Raw genomic sequence first — 11,678 nt, forward strand, 5'->3', positions numbered from 1 at the left:
TGATGAAATTCAAGCATTTATAAATGTTGGTTTATCACAGAGCCGTATTGCTAAGACATTAGGAGTTAGTGTGAACACCTTACGTTTATTTATTGAACGTAAAAACATCAAGCTTACAAAAATAAAGCCTATCATTACCATGCCAAGAACATAAAGGTATCTTTTAGTATAGTACTATACCATACTATATAATACCATAAGGTATAGTAAACTTAACTGACGAACTTCTCATAGAAAAATTATTTTTTTCCTATCTCCTCTTTTTGTTTTAACTTCTGTAAATCCATCACGCTGTATTGTATCGGGTTTGTTAAAACAATCTATTTTTTGATTAAAAGTTTCAAAAAATTTGCTAACGTTTTTAAAAACTTTATCGTTATGATTTTGAAAGGGTTTATTGGTCATTTTTTTTCCTTATAAAGGGTATATTTTAATACTTTATTATACCTTATGGTATAATACTATATAATACTATATTCTATTTAGAAAGTAACTAAATGCCTGTCATATCCTTTGCTAATTCCAAGGGGGGGAGTGGAAAAACAACATCTGCTTTGCTCCTTGCTTGTGAACTTGCACATGCTAAACCTGTTACAATTATAGATGCTGATCCTCGACATCCTATTACCACTTGGTCTGAATTGCCGGGTAAACCAGATAATCTTACTGTCGTTACTAATGAATCCGAAAAAACTATTTTAGATGAAATAGAAATTGCATCTACTAGAGATCCATTCGTAATTGTTGATCTAGAAGGTACAGCATCACGCTTAACTAGTTATGCAATTAGTCAATCTGATTTTGTAATTGTTCCTATGAAGGAACAACAGCAAGATGCTATAGCAGCTATCGAAATTATAAAAGAAATTCACAGAGATATGAAAGCTGTCCGGCGTCTTATCGCTTATTCTGTTTTGTTTACGCAATCTAAAGTTGTTGCAAAATCCAGAACTGCTCGTTTTGTATCATCTCAATTTAGAAAAAACCCAGAACTTGATGTTTTTGAAACAGAAATCAATGAACGTGATGCTTTTTCCGCAATCTTTGCAACTGGAGGTTCACATCGTAATCTCAATCCAAAGGAAGTTAATAATTTAGAAACTGCGATTGGCAATGTTGAAGCATTTGTTGCTGAAGTCATTACAAAGCTAAAAAAAGTTCAAGAGAAAGGAAATTAAAGAATGAGTACAGAAAGAAAACCATTAAATTTTTCAGAACTTGATGATTTTAAACCACGACAAACTCAATCTTCTTTAAACATTGTACAACGCAAAGAGATAGATAAGGCAGCAACTTTCCCAAGTCGTGAACAGTCAGTTGAGATACAATTAAATATCAAAGCTAGCGTAAATATCATTAATCGTTTTAAATTGATGGCTAAACAAGAGCGATATCGCCATGGTGATTTTCTAGAAATATTAATGAATGCTTATAAACAGAGCGATTAGTTTGTACGCTATAATTTTAAAAGTTTTCATTTTATTCAGAAAACAAACACAAAACTGCTTTCTGTTTTTTAGGATTAAGTTTTCTAAAACCTTTTAAAAGGAAATATTCTTCTTTACTGGAAATTTCTTCATCATAAGGGTACGGAATATTTCTTTTTTGTGAAATATCGGTATAAAAAAAGGAGATATGAACATCTAGTATGTTAGCGATTTCCTGCAAGCGTCCAGCTCCTACACGATTTGAGCCTTTTTCATATTTTTGGATTTGTTGGAAGCTTACTCCTAATTTGTTTCCTAATTCGGTCTGAGAAATTCCCATTGAAATGCGTTTATGACGAATTCTTTTGCCTACAGAAATGTCATTAAAATGTGGAGTTTTGTTTTGCACTTTAAATTCCCCCCTACCGGGTGCGAGCGCCCTCGCATTGGTATTCCGGGAGTTAAAAGTACTGAATTATAGTCAGCTTTTTGCTTTTAGTGCTGAAAAGCACCTGGACATAACAAAAACTCCCGGAACTCCGGGAAGCCCAACATAGTGAGCTAATTCTAACGCTATAATTTAAGGCTTTTAATCCCTTGTTGATTGTTGCGTATGCAATCAACACATTGATTAATTCATAGAAGAATTTCAGAAGATTGACAATAAAAATAGTTTTTATTTACAAACTTTATTTTTTAATGAGAGGCTATCTGCCTCTCAAACTCTCTAGAACGCTCACCAAAATCATGACATCAGATCCGCTTTTAATGAGAGGACTAACAAGTCTTGGTTCTTAGTGTCAAGGAGACCATTACATGGCGCCTAACGGCGTCCTTGACAAAGAACCTAACGGCTTGTTTCGTCCCTCTCACGCGGCTCCGAAATCATAATTAGAAGGGAGAGCTTTTAGGGGCAAATACTACAAAAGAAAGAGATAAAAATTATAAGCTATTTTATGAGATAAATATTTGAAAATATTATAAAAAANAAAAACGTATAATGATTTTGTCGGGTGTGGTTATGTCATATAATACCTTTACGGGGAAAGCATAACAACAGACTTTAGGCTGTGTTTTGAGCGCCCGACGCCTTTATAGGTGTCAATTCAAAACATTATTAACCTAAAGAAGTTCATTAAGCACTAAAAAATCATAAAATTGAAATAATTATCTATATAGGTATATAAATAATCGTGAATAAAATAAAACGTATCATATAGCCATAAAGCGTTTTATAGATAAAAATATTGGAGGGGGTAATGGACACTCTATCTACTAATAAATTAAATAAAAAAGAGAAAAATCCAAATTCCAAACAATTAATTTTAATAACTATAATGCGTAGAGTGTTTTCTATCGTTTATAAAATATTACATAAGATATTGAAAATTTGCCTTTTTTTCCTTTTCCTTTTTCTTTTGCTTATTCGTAAACCGGTTATTATTTTAACAGAGTTTATAGCAGGGGGGAGTTTGCTGGTGTTATTTATTTTTTTTACTGGATATGTAGCGGGCTCTGCACCTTTTGAACACCAAACAGCAATGGTCATTGGTTATATTGTCTTGATATTTCTAAGTTTAGCTGTCAATTGGGGGTACGATACGCTGCTATTACGGCTAGCTCCTCCTGGTTCTGATCTTATGCTTTTCAAGTAAAAGCTTATTAGAGAATGTTCGTCAAGCTCTCCAATACGATAGAATGGTACTAACAAGAGCTAGTACAAAGAGGATGTATTTTAGGCTGTTTCTGTTTTAAAGCTTGCGCTAAATCATAATTTGTTTGCATAGCTAGCCAAGCACGTGCAGTACTCACACCAGCCATTTCAAGTCTAATAGCGAGATTGGGACTAACAGCAGCTTTTCCATTTAAAACCCTAGAAAAAGCTACACGAGACATACCAAGCCGTTCAGCTGTTTCGGTAACAGATAAACCAAGCTCTACGATTACATCTTCACGCAAGAGTTCTCCAGGATGTGGAGGGTTTTTCATCATTTTTTATCTCTCCTTATTCAATGATAATCTAGATAATCAACTAATTCGACATCTATACCAACAAAACGGAATATTACACGCCAATTTCCATTTACTGTAATTGACCAAAAGCCCTTAAGATCACCTTTTAAAGGATGTAATCGAAAGGACGGATAATTCAAATCATTTGGTGATATAGCTACGTCAAGAGCACCTAGAATACGCCTTAACTTTTGAGTATGAGCAGACTGAATTCCTTTTGTAGTACCAGTAGTGTAGAAGGCTTCAAGCCCTTTATGTTTAAATCCCAAAATCATGATTCACTGTAATGTGTATCGTTATAAAATACAAGAAGAAGTTGTTCATTAAGCTACAATGTTACCATTATTGGTAACATTGTGAAGCGTAACTACTATGCTTTTATTATTTTTCTCTTCTGTATCTGTATATTTTAAGCATCAAAAATGCCTGCTAAAGCAGATTTTTTGAATTGAGGAGGGGGCAGCCTCTTATTTTATAGATAAATGGAGCTAATTATTTTTTTATCTAAGATAATCTTCAAGATCTATTTGATTACTAATGTCCATTTCTAAAGGTTTTCTATTCTCATATACACCTTGAATACCGGCTGCTTTCATGCGATTTTTTAAGTTCTTTCTAAGAGCTATTTTGTGGATTTTAGCACTACCTTTCCAACCAAGGTTTGGGTTGAGACGGTAGGATCTATTAATACCAATACGAGGACCTTCCAAAAGAATATCCATAGCTATTAGTCTTTTTACGCTTCGATTAAAGTGATGTCTGGTAATACCAACTTTTTTAGCCAATTCCGTTTGATTGACGACTAATAGATTTTCGAAATCAAGACGAGAAGCCAGAATGAAAAACACCTTGAGATCAGATCCGTTTAAATTACTTTTCGCTATTATAGCCATAGGATGTTGAGGCATTGTAATCCATTCCTTTTCAAATCTATTTTTGCCTTTTAGGTATGACAAAAACAACAAAGCCGTCCATAACCTCCACTATTTTACAAATAATTTTTTTATCCACGTAGTTAAGAAATCAAATGTTTTTTTCATACTATAAGGTGCTGTTTAGGCACCCATAAAAGTTCCCCTTCTAATCATGATTTCGGAGCCGCGTGAGATGGACGAAACAAGACGTTAGGTTCTTTGTCAAGGACGCCTTTAGGCGCCATGTAATGGTTTCCTTGACACTAAGAACCAAGGATTGTTAGTCCTCTCATTGAACGCGGGTCTGATCTCATGATTTTGGTGAGCGTTCCAGAGAGTTTGAGAGGCGGATAGCCTCTCATTTTATTGATTATGGACGAACGAAGTGAGTTCTATTTAGGAGATATTATTATTTAGGGGCAAATCTATTTTTGTTAGCAAGAGCCCTTAAATCCTTTCTTCTGAAATATATGGCACGTCCGCAACGAATAGGGGGCTGCCCTTGCATGAGAATGATCTGTTCGTCTTTTCGCATTTCTTGGGTGATTTCATGAGGATAAATTAAAGGTCTCTGCTGGACATTTAGACTTTCAGTTCCTTTTGCTCCTGATGTCCCTAGGGTTTTGCTTTTGCCATGAACTTCAACAGTCATTTTACCACATGCCTTTGATATATTTTCAGCTGTTTTAATATCTTTAATAGCGGCATAACTTACAAAAGCACAACTTTCAAACCATGCCATAGCACCTGATGAACCAAAGTGACGTTCAATTTGTCCTACAGATTGGTAAAAGAGCATGAGAGATATTCCATACTTACGCCCACGGTCACGAGCTTCTTCTAAGATGTTCATATATCCTAACAGATCAATCTCATCTAAAACAAAGAGGACTCTTTTTTCATAGTTTCCATTTGCGGCTTCCATAGCTTTGAGAAGAGAACCGACAAGAATGCGTCCCACACCAGGGTAAGATTTTAGAATTTTGGACGGAATATTCAAAAAGATATCGATATTTCCTTTTGCGACATCAGTTGTTTTAAAGTCGTTACCACTTATAAGGTCGGCATAATTATCAAGGGAAAGCCATTGGGTATCCTTAGAAGCAGTAGCATAAACACCAGAGAAAGTTTGCGGTGCCATATTGGTAAAGACCCCAAGAGTTTCACGAATGAATTGCGATGAAGAACTTGATTGTATTGATTGCAATTTTCCAATAACCGATGGTTCTGGTTCCGATACAATCATACGAAGTGTTTTTAAGTTTTTTGCCTCTGACTTGTACTCATCAGAAAAGACGATATGTGCAAGTAGTCCTGTTAATAAATTATGTGCGTGTGATACAAAGAATTGATCGGTTGAAGTTGATTTATGGTTTTCGGAAAGAAGGAGTCTAGCAATCTCAACTAAACCCGCTTCCCTTTCATAGGCTGGAATGCTTTCATCTAATAACCAATCTAAAGGATTAAAAGTTTTTGTTGAAGTTCCATGAGGAGCAAGAACATGTACGGTATTTTCGTTTAATTTATGTCGTGCTTCTCCAACGATTGGAGCGATTTCAGTTGAAGGATCAAAAACGATCAGTGGACCGGAATATTTGAGACAAGTTGGAATAACATTGCTGGTTGTTTTATAACCACCAGAACCAGCAAAAAATAACATATGAGTTGAATCAAAATCAAGTTTGTATGTTAACAATGGCTGGCTACCACCTTTCCCCCATGTTGTTTTGTCTTTGGGATTAAATTGGACATCTTTAACAACATCTTCGTCGACTCTATAGCGCTCTCCTATAACTACTTCACCATCACTTGGAAAGATCATTTCAAGTTGTTTTATATTCATCCATTGAGAGTCGCCGAAGATCGTATTTTTTGATTTTTTCAAAGGCGATTTTTTTGGCAACGATAGATTCATCGTGAAACCAAGGATAATAATACCAATGATTGAACCGCTCAAAACCATCCTATCAAAGAAAGGAAAAACATCAGCCCATGTCATGTTATTTTGTCCTACATAAGGACTTAGTCTTATATATTCATTTATACTGTAGTAGGCAGCAAAAAGACAAAAGGAGATTAATGATGCTATGGTGATATTTTTTCTTATATGTCTTTTTTGTAATAGAATAAATGAAGAACATGAAAGTGCAATAAGGACGAGAATATCGAGAGGTTTTGAACGAACAAACCAATAAGCATCTTGGGTAGTACCATTTTCTGTAATGTTATTTATTGTTATGTTTACAAGAAAAAGAATTATGATTGAAAAGAGGAAAGGACATATTAAAAATATGATTTGTTTACGATCTAGATTGTTTATCATTTTGACCCCGCGTATCGGTAAAAGAATGTTGTCCTATTTTTTGTAAATTTTTATATTCATTTGAATTTATATCAAGTTTTGCAGCATGAATTAAACATCCTAAAATAAAAGACTTATCAGCATTTTTAAGACCAGCCTTTACGACAAGACCGCCTAGAATAATTTTTTCACGTGCATCTTTACGTCTTATTTCATCACTCAAAAATCTCCTCCTTTTTTCAATGCGTCTTAGTGATTTTATAGAGTTACCAAGATTATTCAGTTTTTTGCTGTTCTTTTTGAAATCGGGCTTTAATCTCCTCGAAAATATTTTTCCATTGATCGTTTGTTATATTTAATTCTGTTAAACCCGCTTCAGCTGCTAATAGTGCAATTTTTTCCCCTTCTTGTTTTTTAGCAGCTTTAATTCTTTCAAGAAGTTTTTTACTTTTTTCTTCCAGAGCTTTTTTTTCTTCCATAAGTTTTTCTAAAGATTTACGTGACATTTCAAACTCTCTTTTATTTTTTAATCTTTATTTTTACTTAACAGAACAAATCTCCAATAACAATACTTAATAGTGCGCATTTATGCGCTCCTGAAAAATGTCTTTTTTCAAAAGATTTTTGAAGGCGCAATTATACGTTTTAAAGTAAAACGTTTTATGCTATAGATTATTTCTGTGAAATAAACACAATTTTTTGTAATTATATCTTATGGCAAGTACACATTTACAAGCTAAAATTATTGGTGCTGGAAAATCAGCAATTTCGGCGGCTGCCTATCGCCATAGGACAAGGATGTTTGATGAGTTAGAAGGATCTCATACGCATAGATATGATAAAGATAGAGACCTTGTACATTCAGAAATGAATATTCCAGAAGGTTCTCCAAAATGGATTACACAACAACTCAGTTATTTTGATACAAATGATAAAAAAAGTGAATGGCTGTGGAACACTGTGCAAAATAGTGAGCGCGTGAATGGACAGTTGGCAAGAGAAATAGTTATAGCGTTGCCATTAGAGTTATCACGAGATCAAAATATTTCTCTTGTACGAGACTTTGTAAAAGAAAACTTTTCATCACGTGGTCTTGTTTCTGATTGGGTTTTTCATGACAAGGAAGGAAATCCACATGTGCATATTATGCATACTTTACGTCCAGTTTTAGAAAATGGTTTTGGTCCCAAAAAAATAGCTGTCTTAAATGAAGATGGAACAGTAAAAAAATCTCTTGTTACTATTCGTGATAGACAAGGGAATGCTATAAGAAAAGAAGAGCGTATAGTTTATGAAACCGTCATAGGTCATAAAGATGCATTGAAGAATTTACGCAACTCATGGGGTGAGATTGCAACGAGGCATCTTGCACTTGCGGGTCATGATATAAAAGTAGATATGCGTTCTTACAAAGAGCGTGGTTTATCCATAGAACCGACCATTCATTTGGGGCAATCTGCTTATGCAATGGGTAAAAAAGGACTTGCTAGCAATGCGGTACAAGCCAATGAAAAAATAAAACAGAGATCTGTAGAGAAAATTAAAGAAAACCCTAATGAAGTATTGAAGTTGATTTCATTTGAGAAGTCGACATTTAATCGTGGTGATCTTGCTAAGATCATTAATAGATATGTTGATAATTCAAATGACTTTAATGATATTATGGTGCGTTTAGAACAAAGCAATAACCTGATTAAAATTAAAGATCATTCCAATCCTCATAAGATCATTTATTCAACAAAAGAAATATTAAAAAACGAATATGATATGGAGCGGTGTGTTGTTTCGTTGTCTCAAACGACAGGATACGGTGTAAAAGATAAACAGGTTTTAGAGGCAATAAAGTCTGTTGAGAATAAAGATAAAAGTAATAGATTTAAATTTTCAGAAGAACAAAAATTAGCCGTTCAACATATTACAGATGATAAAGGTATTGCGGCGGTTGTTGGTTATGCTGGTGCTGGAAAATCCACTCTATTGGAAGCCGCAAATATTGCGTGGGTTAATAGTGGGAAGCGTGTATTTGGAGCAGCGCTTGCGGGGAAGGCTGCGGAAGGTCTTGAAGAATCTTCAAAGATAAAAAGTAAAACTCTTGCTGCGTGGGAATTAGCGTGGAAAAATAAAAAAGATGAATTACGGGTTGGTGATGTTTTTGTCATTGATGAAGCTGGAATGGTTTCTTCAAAACAACTTTCGCATTTTGTCCAAAAAGTTGAAAAAGCAGGCGCAAAAATTGTTCTTGTTGGTGATAATATGCAGTTGCAACCCATTGAGGCTGGAGCGGCATTTCGCGCTGTAGTTGATAATATTGGTTATGTAGAATTATCGGGTATCAGAAGACAAAAAGAAGAATGGGGGCAAGATGCATCACGACAGTTTGCACGTGGACAAGTAAAGGAAGCTTTAGATCATTATAAAAATAGAGGATTCATTCATGAGACTAAAACGCGTGACCAAGCCATAAATACTCTTGTTAAAGATTGGATGGATACACGAAGGAAAGTAGAACAAAAATGTGAGGAAGAAGGCAAAACTTTACGGGGTGACGAATTACTTGTTCTTGCTCATACAAATGCGTCTGTAAAAAAATTAAATGAAGAAATTAGAACCGCTCTTAAAGATGCTAGTTTACTTAAATTTGAAGATAGTGCAAGCGTCACAAATTTTGATACTCTTAAGGGGCGTAGGGAATTTGTTGTTGGTGACAGAATTATCTTTCTTGAAAATGCTCAATTTGAAGAAAGATATGCCCCAGAATTAGGAAAGCAAAAAGTTAAAAATGGTATGTTGGGAACTGTTTTGTCTACACAAAATGAAAGAGGAAAACCGCTCTTAAAAGTGCGTCTTGACTCTGGTAAGGAGGTTGTTTTCTCCAATCAGACTTATCAAAACGTTGATCATGGATATGCGGCTACGGTTCATAAGAGTCAAGGAGTTACCGTTGATAATGTCTTTGTTTTAGCCTCCTCATCTATGGATCAACATCTCTCCTATGTTGCAATGTCTCGACATAGGCATCAGTCACATCTTTATGTAGCCGAAGAGGATTTTAAAAACGTTCGATTACACGAACACAAACAGGTTAAAGGTACAATCACTGGTGAACTTGTAGAAGCTGGGTATGCTTCTTTTAGTGAAACTGCCAAAACCGAAACACCTTATGCGGATATAGCAACTTTCCGTGGAATTGAACGTGTTTATGGTGTAAATCTTCCCTCTGCGATAGATGGGGCTCGTATTGAGCTTGGCGACAAGATATCACTTCGTCAAGATAAAGAAACTATTGTTGTTAATAATAAAGAAATTAAAAGAAATGTTTTTAATGTTGATTTAATAGAACGCGGTGATCCTTCTTTTGTTGATGCTATCAAGCGGTCTGATCATGCTAATACCTATGAAAAATTGGTAGCAGCTCTTTCTAGGTCTGGTGTTAAAACAACAACTCTCGATTTTTCTGAATCTCCTGATTATAGAGATTATATAGCCAAATTTACAAAGAATAGAGGGATTGATGTTTCTCAAGGTTTAGGGGAAAAAATAGCCTCTTACGTTGATTTTAATAAAGAATGGTTGCAAAAACAAAAAGAGAAGATTGAATCCCTTTGGGATAGAGCAAAGACAAGTTTTTCAAAACTTCAAAAAGAAGATCTCAAGGTTGAACAATCACAAAAAGAGTTGAATGTTGCATCAAAAGCAACAGAACGAGAGCCATACCTTGCTGCTTATACGGATAACTCTAATCTAGAACAGAAGGTGCTAAGCGCTCTTAGAAATAAAAAATCTTACGTTGATATGTTTAAAAGATTAAACAGTCGTTTAGCATCTATTTATAAAGATCCGCAAGAGGCTGCGCTTAGGATTGAGCAAACAATTTTAGCGGGTAAAGGCGATAAACTTCCTGATATTCTAGCTAAGTCTCCAGAGAGAGCTGGTGAGCTGCGTGGATCAGATCGTTTAATCGATAAACTCAAATCTACAGGAAAAGAACGAAAAGAAGCGCTTTACAATGTTCCTATTTCTGTTTCTATTATGAGAGAGCTTCAATCCTTTTATAAGAATTCTTATGAGACACATATGGATATGGTTACACGGGAGCGTGAACAGTTAAAAGTAGAGGTTCCATCACTTTCACAAGAAGCAGTGACTTTTATGAAAAATGTTGAAGCTGGTCGTGATAGTTATTCAAAGATACCAGAGCAGATCAATCAAGAGTTTTTAAAGCTACAAAGTGCTTTAGATAAACGTTTTGGACAGGATGCCATTCATAAACAAGACTTTGACTTGTCAAAAGCAATATCCAAAAATCAGCTTCAAGATAAAAAGCTTGTGAATGAGCTTCAAACAGCAGTTAAATTTTTGCAACAGAGACATACACAAGAGCTAAAAAATGTGATAGCGCAAACAAAGTCAAAAGATGTTACGCGATAAAGAAATTTAGAACATTAGAAACTTGTTATTATAACTAATTCAATCCACACATAAGAAGGTAACTAAAGGAGGTTTACTATGAGCGTAGCCGTAGATTCAAAAGATGTTGTTCGAGCAAATATAGATAAGAAGTTGAAAAAAGAAGCCGGTGAAATATTAGCAAGTTTAGGACTTACGGTGTCTGATTTCATACGAATTTCCTTAGCTAAAGTTGTTGATGAAAGAGGATTGCCGTTTGATATGTCTATTTCTAATGCGAAAACGCTTAAAACTTTTGAAAAGAATGCAAATGGATAAGATGTATACTTTGCGAAAGATATGAATGAGTTATTTAAATCCTTTCGACGCTTTTTAAAAAGTATCACGGCGTTTGAAAGGATCGTAATAGATTTCTGTTACACGAAATTTTCCTTCGAGGCGTTTGCATTGGATGATGACATCTATCATCGAGATTAATAAGCCGCGGATATCATCGCGTGCTAAATTACCACCACCGTCACTTTCTTTGACAAGAAGGGTCATTTGTTCGAAGGCTGCAAGTGCTGTTGAGGCGTGGACGGTGGTAATGGAGCCGGGGTGACCAGAGTTGACATT

The 11,678-nt window shown here is 35.0% G+C and carries 13 protein-coding genes and 2 pseudogenes; 6 read left to right on the top strand and 9 right to left on the bottom strand.

The genetic code is table 11. From position 1 onward, the window contains the following. Window positions 1-154 (top strand): annotated as a pseudogene (locus ACFIMG_RS00060) (resolvase); the annotation flags it as partial. A gap of 74 nt (window positions 155-228) precedes the next feature. Here ACFIMG_RS00060 and ACFIMG_RS00065 read toward each other — a convergent pair. Next, complete coding sequence (locus ACFIMG_RS00065) at window positions 229-405, bottom strand: hypothetical protein (protein ID WP_375679290.1); 177 nt, start codon at window positions 403-405, stop codon at window positions 229-231. Window positions 406-497: 92 nt separating this feature from the next. On the opposite strand from ACFIMG_RS00065, the gene ACFIMG_RS00070 reads away from it, so the two are divergent. Both ACFIMG_RS00070 and ACFIMG_RS00075 read left to right on the top strand, forming a co-directional pair. Further along, a complete protein-coding gene (locus ACFIMG_RS00070; RefSeq protein ID WP_375612422.1) occupies window positions 498-1,178 on the top strand; it encodes a ParA family protein in 681 nt (226 codons plus the stop codon). A 3-nt stretch (window positions 1,179-1,181) separates the two neighbouring features. Then, window positions 1,182-1,448, top strand: coding sequence for a hypothetical protein (locus ACFIMG_RS00075; RefSeq protein WP_273783773.1), 267 nt, complete (start codon window positions 1,182-1,184; stop codon window positions 1,446-1,448). A gap of 31 nt (window positions 1,449-1,479) precedes the next feature. Here the strand turns inward: ACFIMG_RS00075 and ACFIMG_RS00080 are convergent, their stop codons facing one another. Continuing rightward, a complete protein-coding gene (locus ACFIMG_RS00080; protein ID WP_375679291.1) occupies window positions 1,480-1,836 on the bottom strand; it encodes a helix-turn-helix domain-containing protein in 357 nt (118 codons plus the stop codon). A 1,069-nt stretch (window positions 1,837-2,905) separates the two neighbouring features. On the opposite strand from ACFIMG_RS00080, the gene ACFIMG_RS00085 reads away from it, so the two are divergent. Then, entirely contained in the window at window positions 2,906-3,082 is a 177-nt protein-coding gene (locus ACFIMG_RS00085; RefSeq protein ID WP_375612418.1) for a hypothetical protein, read from the top strand. A 49-nt stretch (window positions 3,083-3,131) separates the two neighbouring features. Here the strand turns inward: ACFIMG_RS00085 and ACFIMG_RS00090 are convergent, their stop codons facing one another. From ACFIMG_RS00090 to ACFIMG_RS00115, 6 genes are all read right to left on the bottom strand, one after another. Then, window positions 3,132-3,419 (bottom strand): HigA family addiction module antitoxin, encoded by a 288-nt coding sequence (locus ACFIMG_RS00090; RefSeq protein WP_375612417.1) that lies wholly within the window; start codon window positions 3,417-3,419, stop codon window positions 3,132-3,134. Window positions 3,420-3,436: 17 nt separating this feature from the next. Next, window positions 3,437-3,715 (bottom strand): type II toxin-antitoxin system RelE/ParE family toxin, encoded by a 279-nt coding sequence (locus ACFIMG_RS00095; protein WP_375630386.1) that lies wholly within the window; start codon window positions 3,713-3,715, stop codon window positions 3,437-3,439. Between the two features lie 225 nt (window positions 3,716-3,940). After that, entirely contained in the window at window positions 3,941-4,348 is a 408-nt protein-coding gene (locus ACFIMG_RS00100) for a replication protein RepA (RefSeq protein WP_375679292.1), read from the bottom strand. Window positions 4,349-4,763: 415 nt separating this feature from the next. Then, window positions 4,764-6,677 carry a Ti-type conjugative transfer system protein TraG gene (gene traG, locus ACFIMG_RS00105; protein WP_375679293.1) on the bottom strand — a complete coding sequence of 638 codons (1,914 nt, stop codon included), beginning with the start codon at window positions 6,675-6,677 and terminating at the stop codon, window positions 4,764-4,766. Then, window positions 6,655-6,879, bottom strand: coding sequence for a conjugal transfer protein TraD (locus ACFIMG_RS00110; RefSeq protein WP_012755123.1), 225 nt, complete (start codon window positions 6,877-6,879; stop codon window positions 6,655-6,657). The genes traG and ACFIMG_RS00110 overlap by 23 nt, the downstream gene beginning before the upstream one ends. A gap of 52 nt (window positions 6,880-6,931) precedes the next feature. Then, window positions 6,932-7,162: a TraC family protein gene (locus ACFIMG_RS00115; RefSeq protein WP_375679294.1), complete on the bottom strand. Its 231-nt coding sequence runs from the start codon at window positions 7,160-7,162 to the stop codon at window positions 6,932-6,934. Window positions 7,163-7,370: 208 nt separating this feature from the next. On the opposite strand from ACFIMG_RS00115, the gene traA reads away from it, so the two are divergent. Together traA and ACFIMG_RS00125 are read left to right on the top strand one after the other, a co-directional pair. Beyond that, entirely contained in the window at window positions 7,371-11,084 is a 3,714-nt protein-coding gene (gene traA, locus ACFIMG_RS00120; RefSeq protein ID WP_375679295.1) for a Ti-type conjugative transfer relaxase TraA, read from the top strand. A 78-nt stretch (window positions 11,085-11,162) separates the two neighbouring features. Beyond that, the gene (locus tag ACFIMG_RS00125) at window positions 11,163-11,381 is read left to right on the top strand and encodes a type II toxin-antitoxin system RelB/DinJ family antitoxin (RefSeq protein ID WP_375640345.1); all 219 of its coding nucleotides are present in this window, start codon (window positions 11,163-11,165) and stop codon (window positions 11,379-11,381) included. Between the two features lie 54 nt (window positions 11,382-11,435). Here the strand turns inward: ACFIMG_RS00125 and ACFIMG_RS00130 are convergent. After that, window positions 11,436-11,678: pseudogene (locus ACFIMG_RS00130) on the bottom strand (P-type DNA transfer ATPase VirB11); the annotation flags it as partial.

It is taken from the genome of Bartonella sp. AP11XZML (genome assembly GCF_042196445.1).
In the GTDB taxonomy this organism is placed as follows: domain Bacteria; phylum Pseudomonadota; class Alphaproteobacteria; order Rhizobiales; family Rhizobiaceae; genus Bartonella.